We start from the raw sequence: 18485 nt of genomic DNA, 5'->3' as shown, positions 1-18485 counted from the left end.
CCCACTATAACGAAAATGGCGCGACGAATCAATCACAGGGGAGAGCAGAAATCACGAAAATACGCAAAAAAAGACAGGTTCTCCCATCGCTAGGGACCTGTCCGTTGAATTACGAATGATCGGTGACTTCGAGCACCGTCAGTTCACGCTCTGACGTCTCGTCCTGATCCTCGCGTACCGCATATGCTTCTAATACTGAATCTTCGACCTTTTTTCGCATTAATGCATTGATTGGATGGGCGACATCACGAAAGATGCCCTCCTGTGTTCGTTTACTCGGCATCGCGACGAAAAGACCGCTGTTCCCTTCGATCACGCGTAAATCATGTACCACGAATTCGTGGTCGAGCGTAATCGAGGCCAGTGCTTTCATTCGACCCTCAGCTACGACGCGACGAATCTTGACGTCGGTGACATTCATTTTGTCCGCACCCCTTTTATAACCGTTGTCACAACTCTTCGTTGTCTACTTCTACTTACGGCTTAAAACATTCAAAGGTTTAGCTTTTGCCAATCATTTTACGCATAATTTCCAAAAGTTTGATAATTACAGTATAGTTACAAAAAAAATGTGTGTCAAATTTAGATATTGTCACCATCTGTGAAATACTGGTCGACGTTCCCACGCTTCACTTGAATCTGTCCAAGATCGACATCGACGTCGGCAAGCTTCATCAGACTGACATACTCATTGACCATCTTTTTCTCGGCACCTTCCGCTTCAATCAGTACACCGACTCCGGCTACGTTCGCTTCGAACTCACTGAGGAGGCTCATCATGCCGCGAATCGTTCCGCCGGCCTTCATGAAATCATCGATCAGTAAGACATTGGCACCACGGGGCAAACTGCGTCGTGCGAGCGCCATCGTCCGAATTGCTTTTGATGAACCGGACACATAGTTGATGCTGACGGTCGAACCTTCCGTGACCCGGCTATCCGAGCGGACGATCACAAACGGCACACCTAACTGTTCGGCGACGGCGTAAGCTAACGGAATTCCCTTTGTCGCGATCGTCATGACGACATCGACCTTTTTCTGGCTGAAGACAGAGGCGAACACTTGCCCCATCTGTTTCACCATTCGTGGATCTCCGAGCAAGTCTGTTAAGTAGAGATACCCACCTGGCAGTAATCGATCCGGCCGTGCTACACGTTCACATAACTCATCGATGAACGGTAACGCCTTTGCGCTACTCCATGTCGGAATGAACATGACCCCTCCGGCAGCTCCCGGGACCGTCACGAGTCGCCCTGTGCCTTCATGCTCTAACATTTCACTGACAATATCTAAATCTTCACTGATCGAAGATTTCGCAGATTTGTAACGCTCCGCGAATATCGTCAATGAGACTAGATGATGCGGATGGTCCAGCAGGTAACGTGTCATGTCTACCAACCGACCACTTCTCCGAATTTTCATCTAAATCGTTCCACCTCTCCGTAATTCCGAATATTCACTAGTGAATATATCATTTTCATACGGAATTTATCAATGATTTTCCCCTAAAAGACGAACGACGTAGACTTCATTACAAAAACCTCGTAAGCCATTGTACAGACGTTGCGCTCGGTTTTCGTGTTCCGTCAGCGCAAAGACAGTAGGACCACTTCCGCTCATCAAAACACCTTCCGCCCCGCAACTCGTCATGAACGCTTTGATCTGTTCGACTTCCGGATGCATCGGTAACGTCACCGATTCCAACACATTTCCGAGTGCGTCACAGATGCCATTGAAATCCTGCGCCTTGACGGCTTGGATCATCGCCTCGACATCCGGTCGCTCCGCTGTCGTCAGATCAAGGGCTCCATAGACATCCGCCGTCGACACACCAATCGTCGGTTTCGCAAGGACGACCCAACAGGGTGGAGGGGATACTAATTTTTCAAGCTGTTCCCCGCGTCCCGTCGCGATCGCCGTCCCGCCCATCACACAAAACGGAACATCCGATCCGACTTCAGCCCCGATCTCTGCTAACTGTTCGAGCGTCAAATCCAGTTTCCACAACTCATTCAAGCCACGTAACGTCGCGGCCGCATCGCTTGAGCCGCCGGCCAGACCGGCTGCGACCGGAATATGTTTTTCGAGATAGATTTCAACTCCACTTCGGATGTTAAACCGTTCCTTTAAAACCGCCGCCGCTTTATACGCTAAATTCCGTTCATCGTTCGGTACATACGCATGTTGCGCATTCATCCGAATTTCACCAGAAGGTAATTCCGTCAATTCCAACCGGTCTGCCAAATCAACTGTCGTCATCACCATATGTACATCATGATAACCGTCCGGACGTTTCGCCGTCGCATCCAATACTAAATTGATTTTTGCTGGAGCTTTTACAATAATCGTCATCGTGCCGTTCCTCCTCTAGTACGTATCCTGTACGAATTGTATCAACCTTTGCACAAAAAAAGAAGCGAACATTTCTGTCCGCTTCGGAAGGTAAGTTTACGAATTCGCAAATTCGATTTGTACGGAGTCTGTTAACACGTCGGCATAGCTATAAGAAACTCGCTCGACATTGTGGCGCTCTGCGTCTAGCTTGACTACAAACACCGATGGATACGTCTCAACGAGCGTTCCGATTCGGGTTACGACCTTTTTACGACCGCCGCTTGCTTTTAGCGTCAGTCTTTCACCAACATGTGTTTCAAACACATGTCTGATTTCGTTCAACGTCTTTGGCATACGCTTCACCTCACTAATATTTATTATAGCATATGAATTAAATATTAGAAAGAGCGAATATTATATCCGTTCTTTTGTCTACCGTCAACGTTTTTTAATCGGTAAAAGTGCGTCGGCTAGCTGTGCGAATTCCTGCAGGCTCAGTGTCTCACCACGGCGGCGGGGATCGATCCCCGCTTCATGTAACGCTGCTTCGACCGCTTCTTTTTCTGCTTTTCCGAAATGACTCGACAAGTTATTTAAAATCGTTTTTCGGCGTTGCGCGAAACTCGCACGTGTCACTTCAAAGAACAATTTCTCATCGAGCGTCTTGACGGCGGGTTCTTTTCGGATATTCAGGCGAATGACAGCTGAATCGACGTTCGGTGCCGGTATGAACACATGTTTCGGGACGGTAAAGCAGACTTCTGCCTCCGCATAGTATTGAATCGCAATCGATAGCGAACCATAGGCTTTTGTCCCGGGTTTCGCGCCAATCCGTTCAGCCACCTCTTTTTGAATCATCATGATGAGCGTCCGGAATGGAGTCCGCGCTTCAAGAATGCGCATGATGATTGGCGTCGTCACATAATATGGAAGATTGGCGACGACGGCAAGATCGGTAATGCCTTGTTGTGTGAACTCTTGATCGACGATTGTCTCAAGATCGAGCTCGAGCGCATCGCCGTGGATGACTTTGACATGGGGATACGGGGCGAGCGAATCTTCGAGAATCGGTAATAACCGTTGATCGATTTCGAGTGCGACGACCTTTTTCGCCTGTTTCGCTGATTGTTCCGTCAACGAACCGATACCGGGACCAATCTCAAGCACTCCACTGTCAGGTGTTAAGTTGGCGGCGCCGACGATGTTACCGAGTACGTTTAAATCAATTAAAAAGTTTTGCCCTAAGGACTTTTTGAATGAAAATCCGTGTTTCGCCAGGATTTCCTTAGTCCGGTGCAATGTAGCGATGTCTTTCAATCTTGTTCCTCCTCTATCTGTTTCAACGCGTCTTCCCATTCTTGTTTGGTGATCCGGATCGATGCCACCCGTTTGACCAATTGTTTGGCATTTGGCTCTCCGATCGAAAGCACCTGTCCAAGTCGTTTCCGACGTTTTGAGGCGGCCGGTCCACCAATCAAATCGGCTGCAAGAATCATCTCCCGCGTCACTTCCGCGATATGGTGTTCTTCTGTTTCGTAGACGGCTTCCAGTGCCCGTTCAATCGCTTTCGGTGAAGCGTGTTCGACTCCGATTTTCCCGCGTTTGTCTTTCGCATCGGCCCGTGGCAGGTAGGCTTGCTTGCAGCCCGGCACCCGCTCGTTGATCCGTGCCCGAATCCGGTCTCCTGGAAAATCAGGATCCGTAAAGACGATCACACCACGACGTTCAAGCGCTTTTGCGATCCGTTGTAACGTCTGCTCGTTGACGGCAGACCCGTTTGTTTCGATTGTATCGACATCGAATACTTCTTGTAACCGTGTCGTATCATCGCGTCCTTCGACGACGATGACTTCTTTTAAGCGTTCCCGCATCATGTCTTCTCCACCTTCTTCAAACACTTCCGTAATTGTACCTGTTTTGATAAAAAAAACAAGGAAGCGTCAATTGCCCGCTTCCGCTGTCGTCTCGTTAGGAATGACCCAGACTTGGATCGTCTTTCGACCAAACTGTTTAGCGGTCGTCTCTCCATCAACGAGGACATCGATTTTATTCCCTTTGATGGCACCACCGGTATCGAGGGCAATCGCAAGACCTACCCCCTCGACATACACTTTTGTCCCGAGCGGAATGACTTTTGGATCAACGGCGATGATCGGTAATCCTTGATAGGTGATCGTATCCGTCACGTCATACCCCGTCGCCGTCAAGGCGCGTCCATCATACAGCCGACTCCCGTTCGAAGCAGGATCGTTCGTATAAGCGGTCGCCTCGACCATCAGGGTTTTCGCTTTTTTAAAGTCTAGATCCGTGGCTGCTTTAGGTGCTTCCGCTAAAGGTACCGTCGCTTTTTCAGTATCAAAGACCGGAGCCGGTGTCGTTTCGACTGCCTCGACGGATGCGACCGGCTTCGTCCCGACTTTGACGACTTGCTTGACCGGCTGGCTCGTGATTTTGTTTGTGATCAATTTCTTTTCTTTACTCAGTCCGTCAGCGAGCGTCAACTGATACTTTTGTGTCCGGATGCCGGGACGCCCCGCTTTTGTCACCAATTGCTCACCGGCCGGTAACGTCTCGTCTTCAATCGTCTCGACTTCAAACGGTAACAATTGTTCTTCCGTCAGAACGGCGCGTCGTGTCGTATTGACCGTGACGAGCATGTCCTTTACGACGACCGTATCAAGACCCGGAGAGACGTTGTCTTCCGGTTGAAGTTTGATCCCTTGCATCGCGAGGAGCTCACGTACCGTCGTCTGATACGTATACAGTGAACGAGCCTTTCCTTCTACGATCAATTCAAGTGGGAACGCCTCACGGTATCGGACCGTCATTCCAGTCGTCAAGACGGCATCCTTCGACGGATAGATGTCATCCGTCTCCATCTGCTCGATCCCACGTTCTTTTAATAGATCATCGACTCGGCGTGCTTGCGTCCGGATGGTTTGTGCTTCTCCATATCCCATGATCAATGTGATTTCTTTTGCGGGACGAATGACAATCAACTCATTGTCCGGAAGATCCGCACTGAGTGCCGGTTCGATTTCATCTTGTGCCCGAACTGAAATGCCGGCTTCCTTCAAGACACCATAGACCGACGTCTCGAGCGTCTCGATCTTCGTTTCCCGACCATCCACCATGATCGTGATGTCACGCGGGTGGTCCATCGCCAAATACAATACACTTGCGATCAGAAGCAATGTACAGCCGATCGTCATATACGCTATCGATCGAATCATGGAAGCCGGAAGACGCGCTTCGCGTTTTCAGTGGTCGCTTGTTCGATATCGGCATACATCATACCACGCAGCTGTGCGATCTCTTCTGCCACGAATCGGACATACGCCGGTTCATTACGCTTTCCCCGGTACGGTGTGGGTGTCAGATAAGGACAGTCCGTCTCGACCAACAAACGATCAAGTGGCACTTCCTGCGCCACACGTTTTGGTGTCTTCGCATTTTTAAATGTCACCGGTCCGCCTAACGAGATGTAGAAGTTCATCGCTAAACAACGGGGGAGTAATTCTGCACTCATACTATAACTGTGAAGGATTCCTCCCACTTCTTTTGCGTCTTCTTCTTCCAAAATCCGAAGTGTATCCTCCGTCGCTTCACGGTTATGGATGACGATCGGTTTATTTTTTTGTTTTGCCAAGCGAATCTGTTTTCGGAACGCTTCTTCTTGAACGTCTTTCGGTGACGTATCCCAGTGATAGTCAAGACCGATTTCTCCTAATGCGACGACTTTCGGATGGTCCATCAAACGTTCGACTTTCTGATAAGCGGCGTCATCAAAATCAATCGAATCAACAGGATGCCATCCGATGACTGCGTAGAGATCATCATAGTGTTCGACGAGCTCCATCGCCCGGTCGATCGTCTTGTGGTCAAATCCAACGACGATCATCGGTGAAACACCATTGGCGCGTGCCCGCTCAATCGTCTCATCAACATCTCCATCAAACTGATCAGAATTCAAATGTGTGTGTGTATCAATCAACATAAAGTTCGACTCCTTTTTTCAAAAAAATGCCTGTGACATCAAGTCCACAGGCATCTGAATTATTTTACACTTGCCCCGTTCGCCATCGTCGATGGTACCGTGGCTAGTTCAAGCTTACCTGATTTTTCAGCAGCTAGCACCATACCTTGTGACAATTCGCCACGTAACGTAACCGGTTTTAAGTTGGCGACAACGATGACTTTACGCCCTACTAAATCTTCCGGCTCATACCATTCGGCAATCCCCGACACGATTTGACGTGTTTCTTTGCCCATATCGACGGTTAGCTTCAGCAATTTTTTGGCCTTTTTGATTTTTTCAGCCGTGACGACCTCACCGACCCGTAGTTCAATCTGATCAAACACATCAATCGTCGTTTCTGGGCGGACGTCAGCATCCACTTCTTCTTCGACTGTCTCTTCTTCGACACGAGCAGCAGACGCCTGTTTCATCATTTCAACGATGGCTTCGACTTCCTCTTTCATGTCACGACGCGGGAAGATCGGTTGAGCGACGCCGACTTTTGTTCCTTCGTTGATTGCAGCGAACTGTTCAAGTGCTGTCCAGTCCATCGGTTGTCCTTCGAGTCCAAGCTGACGGAACATCTCTTTTGGTGACCGTGTCATGAACGGTTGGAGCATGATCGCAACATGACGTAATGCCCCTACTAAATGGACCATCGATGAAGCGAGTTCAGCTGTTTTCGTTTCATCTTTCGCGAGTACCCATGGTTGTGTCTCATCGATATACTTGTTCGCTCGGCTGATCAGTTGCCAGATATGCGACAAGGCGACTGAAAATTCCATGTGTTCCATCGATGCTTCGACCTTCTCGACCGTTTCTTGTGCTAGCGTCGACAATGTCTCATCAAATGGTGTGACGTTTCCAGCATACGTCGGAATGACGCCATCGAAATATTTTGTGATCATCGCGATCGTCCGGTTCAGTAAGTTCCCTAAATCGTTTGCGAGATCAAAATTCATTCGCTCGACGAATGCTTCCGGTGTGAACATACCATCCGATCCGAATGGAACTTCACGTAACAAATAATACCGTAACGCATCGAGTCCGTACCGGTCGATCATCGGAATCGGATCTACGACGTTCCCTTTGGATTTCGACATCTTTCCGTCCTTCATTAGCAACCAGCCGTGTGCGAAGACTTGTTTCGGAAGTGGTAAGTCGAGCGCCATCAGCAGGGCCGGCCAAACGATTGTATGGAAACGAACGATTTCCTTCCCGACCAGATGAACGTCGGCTGGCCAATACTTGTCGAAATTGCCTTGGTCATCCGTTCCGTAGCCGAGTGACGAGATATAGTTCGTCAATGCGTCAACCCAAACGTAAACGACATGTTTCGGGTTCGATGGGACCTTGACACCCCAATCAAACGTCGTCCGCGAGACGGCGAGGTCTTGGAGACCGGGTTTAATGAAGTTATTGATCATCTCATGTTTCCGGGATTCTGGTAAAATGAACGAAGGGTTCGCTTCATAGTACTCAACTAGGCGATCCGCGTATTGGCTGATCCGGAAGAAATAACATTCTTCGCGAACGAGTTCGACCGGGTGACCACTGTCAGGACTTTTTCCATCCACTAACTGCGATTCCGTATAATACGTTTCATCCGGAACAGAATACCAGCCTTCGTATTCGCCGAGATAAATGTCCCCTTTTTCGAGCAATGTCTCAAATACCCGTTCGACGACTTCTTTATGGCGCGGTTCTGTTGTCCGGATGTAATCGTCATACGAAATATCGAGCCGATCCCATAACACTTTGATCTGTTCGACGACTCCGTCAACGAACGTTTGCTCGGATACACCGGCTTCTTTAGCTTTTTCTTGAATTTTTTGTCCGTGCTCGTCCGTCCCCGTCAAGTAACGAACATCAAAACCTTGAAGCCGTTTGTAACGAGCCATCGCATCTCCCGCGACCGTCGTGTAGGCATGACCGATATGTAGCTTTGCGCTAGGATAATAAATCGGTGTTGTGATATAAAATGTTTTTGCCATGATATTCCTCCGTTCTGTATTTCATTCCATTATTATACGCTGTTCTAGCCCCCATGTCGAAACTCGTTTTTTGTCGAATCCAAACATTTTTTGACATCAGACATCAAATTACAAAAAAACACACTCAATAGTTTGATTTCCTTTAAAAAGGGAAATTCTATTAATAAATCGTTTCAGATATGGTTTTTTTGAGAAATAAATGACATTTTGATTTCAAGCTATTCAGATTGGTTGACTACTTTTGGAAAGTTTAGTATTCTACATTCTATAGAAGTGATGTCGAATTTTGACGATTTTCCAAAAACAAAGAGAACCTAGACATCAGAGGAGGAACAACAAAATGAAATCAACAGGTATTGTACGTAAAGTAGACGAGCTTGGCCGGGTAGTTATTCCAATCGAACTTCGTCGGACACTTCAAATCGCAGAGAAGGATGCTCTTGAGATTTATGTCGACAACGAGCAGATCATTCTTAAAAAATACAAACCAAACATGACTTGCCAAGTAACCGGTGAAGTATCAGATGATAACTTCAAATTGGCAGACGGTAAATTGATTCTCTCTCCAGATGGCGCACAGCGTGTCCTCGTTGAGTTAAAAGATTTCCTCGATCGTCATTACGCAGGAAACGAATAAGTAAAAAGAAGCGATTCCAAGCGGAGTCGCTTCTTTTTTTTAGGATTCATGATAACGTAGATACAATTCCTGACGATCGAGTCCCCGCTCCTTGGCAACTCGTTTCAGGGCAGCATTCGGTTTTTCGCCTTGTTCGATGTACCGTTCGATTTGTTGCAACGGATCCGCTTCTTGCTCGATGTCGCTTGGACGTTCTTCCGTTGATCCTTCGACGATGACGACGAATTCACCGCGTACGTCTTCTCCGGCCCAGTCCAGTGCTTCCGTGACCGAACCACGAATGTATTCTTCATAGCGTTTCGTCAGTTCGCGGGCTAACGTCAGCTGGCGGTCCCCTAATACATCCCGTAACGCCCCTAACATCTCTTTTAAGCGATGGGGTGCTTCGTAGAAGATTAGCGTTCCACTTTCATAGCGAACTGTTTCCAGGGCCTCGCGGCGCTCTTTTTTCTTCCGTGGTAAAAAACCATAATACAGAAAACGTTCTGTCGCAAGACCGGATGCGACGAGTGCCGTCAAGGCTGCATTCGCGCCCGGTAAGACGACGACCGGGATATCCGCTTCAATCGTAGCCCGGATCAAGTCACTTCCTGGATCAGAAATGCCTGGCATTCCGGCATCCGAGACCAGTGCAACTTGTTTTCCGGCTTGTAAGTCTGCCAGTAGCCGTGCTCCACTGACTTGTTTATTGTGTTCGTGATAGCTGACGAGTTTCGTATCAATCTCAAAGTGATTAAACAACTTTATCGTCTGGCGTGTATCTTCTGCCGCGACGAGATCGGATTCTTGTAAAATACGAACGGCCCGGTATGTCATGTCCTCTAAATTTCCGATCGGAGTCGGAACGATATACAGACCATTCGTCTGTCCTTTAAAACTACTGGTCGCTTTCATGAGACGACCTCCCTTCTTGAATCAGTTGTTCCTTTTTCGTGCGCGTCAATTGTTTAATCGCATATTCCCGCTTCAAGGCTTCCGACTTCGTAGCACACGTTTCTGTATAAATCAAAACAACAGGGAGCCGTGCCCGGGTGTACTTCGCTCCTTGTCCCGTGTTATGCGTCGCGAGACGTTTCGTAACATCGACGGTATATCCTGTATACAACGTACCATCTTGGCAACGGACGATATAGACCGTATGATTAGACATCGAGATGCTTCCGCATCTGTAGCGTGTACGTATCATCTTGTTCATAGACGATGAACGGAGGCAACACCTTTAGACCTGGTTTAGCATCCTTGATCCCTTCGATCAATAACATGTTGGCCTCCTTACCTTGTTTCGGATAAATCCATTGCATCCGTTTTGGTTCAATCCGGTACTGGCGCATCAAGGTGACGATATCGAGCAAACGTTCCGGTCGATGGACAAAAGCTGTCTTGCCCCCTTGTTTGAGTAAATCTGCCGCTGATCGAATACAGTCTTCGAGCGTACAGAGTACTTCATGACGCGCAATCGTATAATGTTCACTTAGGTTTCGATTAGACGATGCGTGCGCTAAAAAATACGGCGGATTACAGGTGACGACGTCATAAAGACCATATCCGAGCAGTTTTCCTGCTTCCTTGACGTCCCCTTCCACCATCTTCAGTTGATCTTGTTTGTCATTCAACTGAATACTCCGTCGCGCCATCCCAGCCAGACGAGGTTGAATTTCAAGCCCTGTGATCGTCCCTTTCGTTCGGTATGACAAAAACAAAGGAATGGCGCCATTGCCGGCACATAAGTCGACTAACTGCCCTTGTTTGATTGGAACCCAGACGAATTGGGAAAGTAACGCCGCATCGAGGGAATAGGAAAACACGGTTGGACTTTGGATGATCCGCCCTTCTTTTCCGAGCAGATGGTCCAGTCGTTCATCCGGTAATAATTCAGTCATCTTGTTCTTCCTTTCTGAAAAAAAGACTGACTCCTAGGAAGTCAGCCTCTCAATGTTTCGTTAACATGGACAAGCAGAACAGACAGTCTCCGTCTTTACGGACTTGACCATAATGCAGGTTACAAATATGGAATCCTTCTTGATACAATCGTCCTAGATTATCGTACCCCGCACCGATGCCTGCTTCAGCCTGTGCTTCTTCTGTAACCGGTTGTTGTTCGTCACGCTCTACCTTCTCGCGGAGGTGGTGATTCTCAAGATACAGGTGTTGGTTCTCCTCCATCATGTAAGCAAGCTGATCCTTTAACACGCTCAGATGCTCCGTCAGCAAATGAATCTGTTGCTCGATCGCATCGACACGCGTAATGATTTCTTTTTTATCGACTCTCTCCACGCGTATGCACCCCGTCATTCTTTTGGTCGTTTTTGTTTTACGGCACCGACAGATAATAATTCTTCCATCGAATATGTGAGGACCCGGGAACGGTCTTTTAGTTCGATTTGAACGATTTGATCGAGGATGTTCAGACCAACGACCCGTCCTTCCCCTTCAGGAACGGTCAGACGTTTTCCGTAATCCGGTAGATCCCGTCGCATTTCTTCATACGTATCGTTTTCGTATTTTAAGCAACACATCAAACGACCGCAGACACCAGAAATTTTTGTTGGATTCAAGGATAAGTTCTGATCTTTCGCCATCTTGATTGACACCGGCTCAAACTCTCCTAAAAACGAAGAACAACACAGCACACGACCACACGGACCGATTCCGCCAAGCAGTTTCGCTTCATCGCGTACACCAATCTGGCGTAATTCAATTCGTGTCCGGAAGACAGCCGCTAAATCTTTGACGAGTTCACGGAAATCGACACGACCTTCCGCTGTGAAATAAAAGATGACTTTATTTCGATCAAATGTATATTCGACATCGACAAGTTTCATATCGAGTTTGTGCTCCCGAATTTTTTCGACACAGACAGCGTGCGCATCAAACGCCGCCATTTTATTTTCACGGACAATCATCGCATCTTTATCATCTGCGACGCGAAGGATGGCTTTCAGTGGCAAGACCACATCATCTTCGTCCATTTGTTTATCGGCAATGACAACTTCACCATATTCAATGCCCCGTACCGTCTCAACGATGACTGCCTGTCCTCGTGATAATGACTCTTGTCCAGGTGCAAAATAATAAATTTTGCCCGCTTCTTTAAAGCGAACGCCTACTACTTTTAGCATATCGCTCTACCCTTTCTGTAAGTCAAACATGAGACGCTCAACTGTTAATTGAGGATTAACATTTGCTTCGATCCGTTTAACGGCTGCGAGTACTGCTTGTAGCCACCGTGTGATCGTCGTCTGACTTTTCCCACCCATCTGTTCCAGTAATGGTCGGCTGTTCGCATAGGTGATCATTTCCCATGACGGATTTAGTTTGAGATGTAGAACATCTTCAAAAAAACACGTCACAAGTTCTAGACCAATCCGAGCATCTTGCCGGTTCTTGAATTGACTGATCCATTTTTCCTGGACAAACAAAGGTAAATCGGCCGGACGATTCGCTAATTCCTCCATCAATTGTACCACTGTCCCTCGCGCATTTACAAACCAGTCTTCGATTAATGCCTGCTCTGCATCTTCTATTTTAGGATAAACACGTGCTGCCAGTTGCGTTAATTCGCTGTCCCGTCCTGTTTTTTCAGACAAGACTTGACCAATCAACAAACGATCTGCGGGACGAAAACTCAGTAATTGCCCCCGCGAACGAATCGTTGGTAACAAAAGCTGGGGTTGATTCGTAATTAAAATTGCCACTTTTCCAGCACCCGGCTCTTCAAAAAACTTCAATAAGCTATTTGCTGCTTGTGGTGTCATCTTATGCGCTTGTGTCACGACATAGATTTGTCGATCTCCCTCAAGCCCCCGTAATGAGAGGTCATGCATCAGTTGCTGAATCTGTTCTTTTTTAATGGTCGCTCCGTCTGGCTCGATTTGATAATAATCGACGAGATTCCCACTGTCCATCCGGCGGCAACTCCGACACGTTTGACACGGTTCGATTTGATCGCGATGTTCACAGAACAGACTTTTGGCGAACAACTGAGCCGCCTCCAAAAGAAGCGGCTCATAGTCTCCAGTAAAGATATAAGCATGATTAATCCGATTCGCACGTAGTGAATTTTGTAAAATCGTCGCGATGACGGATTGTGTTTGTCCTAGTTCATGGAATGTCTGCATCAGAATTGATGGAACCCTTCGATCGGTAAGACAAAGACAGTTGCCCCGCCGACTTGAACTTCAACCGGATATGGAATATATGAATCGGCATGACCACCCATCGGTGAGATCGGTGAAACCATCTGTTCGCGGCTCGAGCAGTTTTTTTTGATTAACCGCATCAAGTCGTCTAAACGTTCGCTCTGAACACCAATCATGAACGTCGTATTTCCTTCTTTTAGAAATCCACCGGTCGTCGCTAGTTTTGTCGCTCGAAAATCATTTTCCACCAGTGCTTCTGCTAGACGTAAGCTATCTTTATCTTGAACAATCGTAATGACCATTTTCATGATAATCTCTCCCTTTTCTCTAGATAAGTCAGTAGATCCTGACATAAGTTGTTTTGTAAGACTTCGATTGATTGGTTGGCATTGACTAGCTGAATCCGTTCCGGCTCCTGCTCTGCTAATGTCATGAAACCTTCATACACCCGTTGGCGGAACAAATCGTCCCGTTGTTCGATTCGATCGAGTGCTCCTCGTTCCATCATCCGTTGCTTGGAATCTGTGACCGTCAAGTCAAACAGATAGGTCCGATCGGGTTCTAATCCATTTGTGGCTTGATGATTGATTGTCCGAACTTGTTCGATGGAATAACCAAGCCCATAACCTTGATAGGCAATCGAAGCATCGATGAAGCGATCACATAAAACGATCTTCCCTGCCGCCAAGGCCGGACGAATCAATTCATTGACATGTTGCGCCCGTGAGGCGGCATATAACAAGATCTCAGTCATCTCATCCATCTCACTGAATGCAGGATTTAAAATCAAGGAGCGAATCTCATTTCCAATTCGTGTCCCACCTGGTTCACGTGTCATCACGATATCATATCCTTCGGCTGTCAACCGTTCTGCAAGTAATTGTAATTGCGTCGTTTTTCCGGCACCATCCGGACCTTCGACAGTAATAAATGTTCCTGTCATTCCATAATTCCTTCCTGTATCACACGCAATTTGCCTTCATGTAGAAGTTCTCCACCTTGTAGATGAATCGATGCGGTTATATACTGCTCAATCAGAGTGATATGTTCCAACGTCACCCGTTCTCCACGTAGGATTAGCGGAACCCCCGGCGGATAGGGAATGATAGTTTCCAGTGCTATCGAACCCACTGCTTCTTCAAAAGATTGTTCGACTCCTTCAAAACATTCCAACTGATCGAGTGGGCATGCCAGTGACGATACTTTTATTTTACCCATAATGGGTTGTCCGATATACCTTTTATCTGGAATTCCTTTTGCTTTCATCGTATCGAGTGCTGTTTTAATTTGTATGATCCAAACCTCACGTTCTAATTTTGGCAAGATTCGCAATGGCAAAATACAAACAACATGATCGCCAAGTGCAAATTCGGCATCAAGTCCCTGTTTCTCCAAAGCATCCAATAATTCTTTCCCGGAATGATTGGAGTGGGATAGAATCATTCGTGACCAATCTTCAAAGGTAAACGCCTTTAAACCATCAAGTTGATTGATTTGTTGATGAAACAATTCATGACTAAAACGAACTTCTGCCATCTGTTGACCTGTCCACTGTTGTCGGTGATTACGAGCAAAATCGAGCGAAGCCATCAGCAGATAGGACGGACTTGAGGTTTGAAAAGCCTGGAGCGCATGCTTTAATTTTCTTCGTTCGTTATTCGTGAAACGTTCATGGATCCAAGCAGCCATTGTTAACGCCGGTAACGTTTTATGTGCCGACTGCACGACGGCTGTTGCACCTAACTCAAATGCGGAAGAAATACCAAACGCTTCACCAAAATGAGCCCCATGTGCTTCGTCAACGAGTAAGGGTAAGTTGTGCGACTTCGTCAATTGAACCAGTTCTTTGATCTGTGCGGTCTCTCCATAATAGGTCGGCGACGTCAAAAATACCGCTGTCCCCCCCGGATAAAGCTTTAATGCTTCTTCCAATGTTTCACGTGAAACATTACCACTGATTCCTGTTGTGTGATGGTATTCTGGCTCCATTAAAATAGGTGACAAACCTAACCATTCTAATGCATTAAAAACAGATTTATGTGAATTACGCTGAACATATATACGATCGCCACGACTCGCAACAGCCGCTAACATCCCCCAATTCCCGACAGTCGATCCATTCACCAGAAAATGGCTGTCTGAGGCGTCATAGATTTGACGTAACAAAAGTTTTGCCTCATAAATGGCTTCTTCGGGATGATGAAAATCATCTAAACCACTCAACTCTGTTTTATCCCATTCCAAAAAAGAAGGTAAGTCTTTTAGTAATGTTCCGTTCTTATGACCAGGAACATGCCAAGAAGTAGCTTTTCTTTTTACATGAGCATACAGTGCTTCGACAATCGGCATCCGACCTTTCATATCGTACAGTCCTTCCTGATTTAAACTACAAAAAAACCGACCTGCTGTATGCAGATCGGTCCTTTCAATGGCCTGGCAACGTCCTATCCTCACAGGGGGAAGCCCCCAACTACTTTCGGCGTTCAAGTGCTTAACTTCCGTGTTCGGCATGGGAACGGGTGTGACCACTTGGCTATCGTCACCAGACGACGGGCTCGCGCCCTCAAAACTGAAGTCATCAACAAGATCATCTGCTAGAACAAAGCCTCGACCGATTAGTATCACTCAGCTCCGCATGTCGCCATGCTTCCACCCGTGACCTATCTACCTCATCGTCTCTGAGGGGTCTTTCTTGATTACTCAAAGGGAAATCTCATCTTGGAGGGGGCTTCATGCTTAGATGCTTTCAGCATTTATCCCGTCCGCACGTAGCTACCCAGCGATGCTCCTGGCGGAACAACTGGTACACCAGCGGTGCGTCCATCCCGGTCCTCTCGTACTAAGGACAGCTCTCCTCAAATTTCCTGCGCCCACGACGGATAGGGACCGAACTGTCTCACGACGTTCTGAACCCAGCTCGCGTACCGCTTTAATGGGCGAACAGCCCAACCCTTGGGACCTACTCCAGCCCCAGGATGCGATGAGCCGACATCGAGGTGCCAAACCTCCCCGTCGATGTGGACTCTTGGGGGAGATCAGCCTGTTATCCCCAGGGTAGCTTTTATCCGTTGAGCGATGGCCCTTCCATGCGGAACCACCGGATCACTAAGCCCGACTTTCGTCCCTGCTCGACTTGTAGGTCTCGCAGTCAAGCTCCCTTCTGCCTTTGCGCTCTACGAATGATTTCCAACCATTCTGAGGGAACCTTTGGGCGCCTCCGTTACTGTTTAGGAGGCGACCGCCCCAGTCAAACTACCCGCCTGACACGGTCCTCCAGCCGGATGACGGCTGCGAGTTAGAGACTCTATGCATGAAGGGCGGTATCCCAAGGGTGACTCCTCCGAAGCTGGCGCTCCGGTCTCGACGTCTCCCGCCTATCCTGTACATCATGCACAAAGCCTCAATATCAGGCTGTAGTAAAGCTCCATGGGGTCTTTCCGTCCTGTCGCGGGTAACCTGCATCTTCACAGGTACTATGATTTCACCGGGTCTCTCGTTGAGACAGTGCCCAAATCGTTACGCCTTTCGTGCGGGTCGGAACTTACCCGACAAGGAATTTCGCTACCTTAGGACCGTTATAGTTACGGCCGCCGTTTACTGGGGCTTCGGTTCAAAGCTTCGCTTGCGCTAACCCATCCCCTTAACCTTCCAGCACCGGGCAGGCGTCAGCCCCTATACGTCATCTTGCGATTTAGCAGAGACCTGTGTTTTTGCTAAACAGTCGTTTGGGCCTATTCACTGCGGCTCTACTCAATGTAGAGCGTCCCTTCTCCCGAAGTTACGGGACCATTTTGCCGAGTTCCTTAACGAGAGTTATCCCGCGCGTCTTAGAATTCTCATCCCGCCTACCTGTGTCGGTTTACGGTACTGGCACCTTCCACCTCACTAGAGGCTTTTCTTGGCAGTGTGAAATCGTGACCTTCGTCCCTACGGGACTCCGCATCGTTCCTCGACTTTGATGCCTGACGGATTTGCCAATCAGACGGTCTCGAAACTTACACATGCACTTCCATCCGCATGCGTCACTATCCTCCTGCGTCCCCCCATTGTTCAAACGGTGGATCGGTGGTACAGGAATATCAACCTGTTATCCATCGCCTACGCCTTTCGGCCTCGGCTTAGGTCCAGACTAACCCTGAGCGGACGAGCCTTCCTCAGGAAACCTTGGGCTTTCGACGGAGGGGATTCTCACCCCTCTTTTCGCTACTCACACCGGCATTCTCACTTCCAAACGCTCCACTGCTCCTTACGGTACAGCTTCACAGCGGTTTGGAACGCTCCCCTACCATTCCTTACGGAATCCGCAGCTTCGGTGGTATGTTTAGCCCCGTTACATTTTCGGCGCGGCGCCACTCGACTAGTGAGCTATTACGCACTCTTTGAATGGTGGCTGCTTCTAAGCCAACATCCTAGCTGTCTAGGCAGCGCCACATCCTTTTCCACTTAACATACACTTTGGGACCTTAGCTGGCGGTCTGGGCTGTTTCCCTCTTGACTACGGATCTTATCACTCGCAGTCTGACTCCCGAGTATAAGTTGCCGGCATTCGGAGTTTAACTGAATTCGGTAACCCTGTGGGGGCCCCTAGTCCAATCAGTGCTCTACCTCCGGAACTCTCAACCTCGAGGCTAGCCCTAAAGCTATTTCGGGGAGAACCAGCTATCTCCAGGTTCGATTGGCATTTCACCGCTACCCACACCTCATCCCCGCACTTTTCAACGTGCGTGGGTTCGGACCTCCAGTCAGTGTTACCTGACCTTCATCCTGGACATGGGTAGATCACCTGGTTTCGGGTCTACGACAACGCACTATGGCGCCCTATTCAGACTCGCTTTCGCTACGGCTCCGCCTCATCAGCTTAACCTCGCGCGCTATCGTAACTCGCCGGTTCATTCTACAAAAGGCACGCCATCACCCATTAACGGGCTCTGACTACTTGTAGGCATACGGTTTCAGGATCTATTTCACTCCCCTTCCGGGGTGCTTTTCACCTTTCCCTCACGGTACTGGTTCACTATCGGTCACTAGGGAGTATTTAGCCTTGGGAGATGGTCCTCCCGGATTCCGACGGGGTTTCACGTGTCCCGCCGTACTCAGGATCCACTCTGGAGGGAAAACAGTTTCAGCTACAGGGCTGTCACCTTCTTCGGCCGACCTTTCCAGGTCGTTCACCTACTGTCTTCCTTTTTGACTCCGTATAGAGTGTCCTACAACCCCGGAGAGCATGCTCTCCGGTTTGGGCTGTTCCCGTTTCGCTCGCCGCTACTCAGGGAATCGCATTTGCTTTCTCTTCCTCCGGGTACTTAGATGTTTCAGTTCCCCGGGTCTGCCTCACGCTACACTATGTATTCATGTAACATGTC

19 protein-coding genes and 2 rRNA genes (1 of these 21 cut by a window edge) are annotated in these 18485 nt (G+C 48.2%); 1 reads left to right on the top strand and 20 read right to left on the bottom strand.

What is annotated here, in order from left to right; translation table 11 throughout:
• Window positions 1-109 precede the first annotated feature (109 nt).
• The 9 genes from spoVG to metG form a co-directional block, all read right to left on the bottom strand.
• A complete protein-coding gene (spoVG, locus tag P404_RS0108365) occupies window positions 110-421 on the bottom strand; it encodes a septation regulator SpoVG (protein ID WP_026830507.1) in 312 nt (103 codons plus the stop codon).
• Between the two features lie 161 nt (window positions 422-582).
• Window positions 583-1422, bottom strand: a complete 840-nt coding sequence (purR, locus tag P404_RS0108360) for a pur operon repressor (RefSeq protein WP_014969097.1) — start codon at window positions 1420-1422, stop codon at window positions 583-585.
• Window positions 1423-1491: 69 nt separating this feature from the next.
• The gene (gene ispE / locus P404_RS0108355) at window positions 1492-2352 is read right to left on the bottom strand and encodes a 4-(cytidine 5'-diphospho)-2-C-methyl-D-erythritol kinase (protein WP_014969096.1); all 861 of its coding nucleotides are present in this window, start codon (window positions 2350-2352) and stop codon (window positions 1492-1494) included.
• 96 nt (window positions 2353-2448) lie between these two features.
• Complete coding sequence (locus P404_RS0108350) at window positions 2449-2688, bottom strand: Veg family protein (protein WP_012368950.1); 240 nt, start codon at window positions 2686-2688, stop codon at window positions 2449-2451.
• 84 nt (window positions 2689-2772) lie between these two features.
• On the bottom strand, window positions 2773-3651 hold the full coding sequence (gene rsmA / locus P404_RS0108345; RefSeq protein ID WP_014969094.1) for a 16S rRNA (adenine(1518)-N(6)/adenine(1519)-N(6))-dimethyltransferase RsmA: 879 nt from the start codon (window positions 3649-3651) through the stop codon (window positions 2773-2775).
• The gene (gene rnmV, locus P404_RS0108340; protein ID WP_081809576.1) at window positions 3648-4208 is read right to left on the bottom strand and encodes a ribonuclease M5; all 561 of its coding nucleotides are present in this window, start codon (window positions 4206-4208) and stop codon (window positions 3648-3650) included. The genes rsmA and rnmV overlap by 4 nt, the downstream gene beginning before the upstream one ends.
• Before the next feature lie 66 nt (window positions 4209-4274).
• Window positions 4275-5567: a 3D domain-containing protein gene (locus tag P404_RS19045; RefSeq protein WP_026830505.1), complete on the bottom strand. Its 1293-nt coding sequence runs from the start codon at window positions 5565-5567 to the stop codon at window positions 4275-4277.
• On the bottom strand, window positions 5564-6331 hold the full coding sequence (locus P404_RS0108330; protein WP_026830504.1) for a TatD family hydrolase: 768 nt from the start codon (window positions 6329-6331) through the stop codon (window positions 5564-5566). The genes P404_RS19045 and P404_RS0108330 overlap by 4 nt, the downstream gene beginning before the upstream one ends.
• A 59-nt stretch (window positions 6332-6390) precedes the next feature.
• The gene (gene metG, locus P404_RS0108325; protein ID WP_026830503.1) at window positions 6391-8346 is read right to left on the bottom strand and encodes a methionine--tRNA ligase; all 1956 of its coding nucleotides are present in this window, start codon (window positions 8344-8346) and stop codon (window positions 6391-6393) included.
• Window positions 8347-8686: 340 nt separating this feature from the next.
• Here metG and P404_RS0108320 point away from each other — a divergent pair, with 340 nt between their 5' ends.
• Window positions 8687-8983, top strand: coding sequence for an AbrB/MazE/SpoVT family DNA-binding domain-containing protein (locus tag P404_RS0108320; protein WP_014969089.1), 297 nt, complete (start codon window positions 8687-8689; stop codon window positions 8981-8983).
• 39 nt (window positions 8984-9022) lie between these two features.
• Here P404_RS0108320 and rsmI read toward each other — a convergent pair whose 3' ends face one another.
• From rsmI to P404_RS0108265, 11 genes are all read right to left on the bottom strand, one after another.
• A complete protein-coding gene (rsmI, locus tag P404_RS0108315) occupies window positions 9023-9877 on the bottom strand; it encodes a 16S rRNA (cytidine(1402)-2'-O)-methyltransferase (protein ID WP_014969088.1) in 855 nt (284 codons plus the stop codon).
• The gene (locus tag P404_RS0108310; protein WP_014969087.1) at window positions 9861-10133 is read right to left on the bottom strand and encodes a GIY-YIG nuclease family protein; all 273 of its coding nucleotides are present in this window, start codon (window positions 10131-10133) and stop codon (window positions 9861-9863) included. The genes rsmI and P404_RS0108310 overlap by 17 nt, the downstream gene beginning before the upstream one ends.
• Window positions 10126-10863: a tRNA1(Val) (adenine(37)-N6)-methyltransferase gene (locus tag P404_RS0108305; RefSeq protein WP_026830502.1), complete on the bottom strand. Its 738-nt coding sequence runs from the start codon at window positions 10861-10863 to the stop codon at window positions 10126-10128. The genes P404_RS0108310 and P404_RS0108305 overlap by 8 nt, the downstream gene beginning before the upstream one ends.
• A 49-nt stretch (window positions 10864-10912) precedes the next feature.
• On the bottom strand, window positions 10913-11275 hold the full coding sequence (yabA, locus tag P404_RS0108300) for a DNA replication initiation control protein YabA (protein ID WP_014969085.1): 363 nt from the start codon (window positions 11273-11275) through the stop codon (window positions 10913-10915).
• Complete coding sequence (locus P404_RS0108295; RefSeq protein WP_014969084.1) at window positions 11272-12102, bottom strand: PSP1 domain-containing protein; 831 nt, start codon at window positions 12100-12102, stop codon at window positions 11272-11274. The genes yabA and P404_RS0108295 overlap by 4 nt, the downstream gene beginning before the upstream one ends.
• Window positions 12103-12108: 6 nt before the next feature.
• Entirely contained in the window at window positions 12109-13101 is a 993-nt protein-coding gene (locus P404_RS0108290) for a DNA polymerase III subunit delta' (RefSeq protein ID WP_014969083.1), read from the bottom strand.
• Window positions 13101-13430: a cyclic-di-AMP receptor gene (locus P404_RS0108285; protein ID WP_014969082.1), complete on the bottom strand. Its 330-nt coding sequence runs from the start codon at window positions 13428-13430 to the stop codon at window positions 13101-13103. Before P404_RS0108285 ends, P404_RS0108290 begins: the two co-directional genes overlap by 1 nt.
• Window positions 13427-14065, bottom strand: coding sequence for a dTMP kinase (gene tmk, locus P404_RS0108280; protein WP_014969081.1), 639 nt, complete (start codon window positions 14063-14065; stop codon window positions 13427-13429). Before tmk ends, P404_RS0108285 begins: the two co-directional genes overlap by 4 nt.
• The gene (locus P404_RS0108275; RefSeq protein WP_236624351.1) at window positions 14062-15483 is read right to left on the bottom strand and encodes an aminotransferase class I/II-fold pyridoxal phosphate-dependent enzyme; all 1422 of its coding nucleotides are present in this window, start codon (window positions 15481-15483) and stop codon (window positions 14062-14064) included. The genes tmk and P404_RS0108275 overlap by 4 nt, the downstream gene beginning before the upstream one ends.
• A 70-nt stretch (window positions 15484-15553) precedes the next feature.
• A 5S ribosomal RNA gene (gene rrf / locus P404_RS0108270) occupies window positions 15554-15669 on the bottom strand.
• A 48-nt stretch (window positions 15670-15717) separates the two neighbouring features.
• Window positions 15718-18485, bottom strand: a 23S ribosomal RNA gene (locus P404_RS0108265); it runs 148 nt beyond the window's last position.

This window comes from Exiguobacterium antarcticum DSM 14480 (genome assembly GCF_000685865.1).
Lineage (GTDB): Bacteria > Bacillota > Bacilli > Exiguobacteriales > Exiguobacteriaceae > Exiguobacterium_A > Exiguobacterium_A antarcticum.
This window is presented reverse-complemented; position numbering and strand designations above follow the sequence as displayed.

Excerpts from the sequence above, each read along its gene's own strand:
- rnmV (WP_081809576.1), bottom strand. The coding sequence starts at position 4,208 with ATGATGCGGGAACGCTTAAAAGAAGTCATCGTCGTCGAAGGACGCGAT.
- P404_RS0108320 (WP_014969089.1), top strand. The coding sequence starts at position 8,687 with ATGAAATCAACAGGTATTGTACGTAAAGTAGACGAGCTTGGCCGGGTA.
- ispE (WP_014969096.1), bottom strand. The coding sequence starts at position 2,352 with ATGACGATTATTGTAAAAGCTCCAGCAAAAATCAATTTAGTATTGGAT.
- tmk (WP_014969081.1), bottom strand. The coding sequence starts at position 14,065 with ATGACAGGAACATTTATTACTGTCGAAGGTCCGGATGGTGCCGGAAAA.
- P404_RS19045 (WP_026830505.1), bottom strand. The coding sequence starts at position 5,567 with ATGATTCGATCGATAGCGTATATGACGATCGGCTGTACATTGCTTCTG.
- P404_RS0108290 (WP_014969083.1), bottom strand. The coding sequence starts at position 13,101 with ATGCAGACATTCCATGAACTAGGACAAACACAATCCGTCATCGCGACG.
- P404_RS0108305 (WP_026830502.1), bottom strand. The coding sequence starts at position 10,863 with ATGACTGAATTATTACCGGATGAACGACTGGACCATCTGCTCGGAAAA.
- P404_RS0108275 (WP_236624351.1), bottom strand. The coding sequence starts at position 15,483 with ATGAAAGGTCGGATGCCGATTGTCGAAGCACTGTATGCTCATGTAAAA.
- purR (WP_014969097.1), bottom strand. The coding sequence starts at position 1,422 with ATGAAAATTCGGAGAAGTGGTCGGTTGGTAGACATGACACGTTACCTG.
- P404_RS0108330 (WP_026830504.1), bottom strand. The coding sequence starts at position 6,331 with ATGTTGATTGATACACACACACATTTGAATTCTGATCAGTTTGATGGA.
- P404_RS0108310 (WP_014969087.1), bottom strand. The coding sequence starts at position 10,133 with ATGTCTAATCATACGGTCTATATCGTCCGTTGCCAAGATGGTACGTTG.
- P404_RS0108285 (WP_014969082.1), bottom strand. The coding sequence starts at position 13,430 with ATGAAAATGGTCATTACGATTGTTCAAGATAAAGATAGCTTACGTCTA.
- metG (WP_026830503.1), bottom strand. The coding sequence starts at position 8,346 with ATGGCAAAAACATTTTATATCACAACACCGATTTATTATCCTAGCGCA.
- P404_RS0108350 (WP_012368950.1), bottom strand. The coding sequence starts at position 2,688 with ATGCCAAAGACGTTGAACGAAATCAGACATGTGTTTGAAACACATGTT.
- spoVG (WP_026830507.1), bottom strand. The coding sequence starts at position 421 with ATGAATGTCACCGACGTCAAGATTCGTCGCGTCGTAGCTGAGGGTCGA.
- yabA (WP_014969085.1), bottom strand. The coding sequence starts at position 11,275 with ATGACGGGGTGCATACGCGTGGAGAGAGTCGATAAAAAAGAAATCATT.
- P404_RS0108295 (WP_014969084.1), bottom strand. The coding sequence starts at position 12,102 with ATGCTAAAAGTAGTAGGCGTTCGCTTTAAAGAAGCGGGCAAAATTTAT.
- rsmI (WP_014969088.1), bottom strand. The coding sequence starts at position 9,877 with ATGAAAGCGACCAGTAGTTTTAAAGGACAGACGAATGGTCTGTATATC.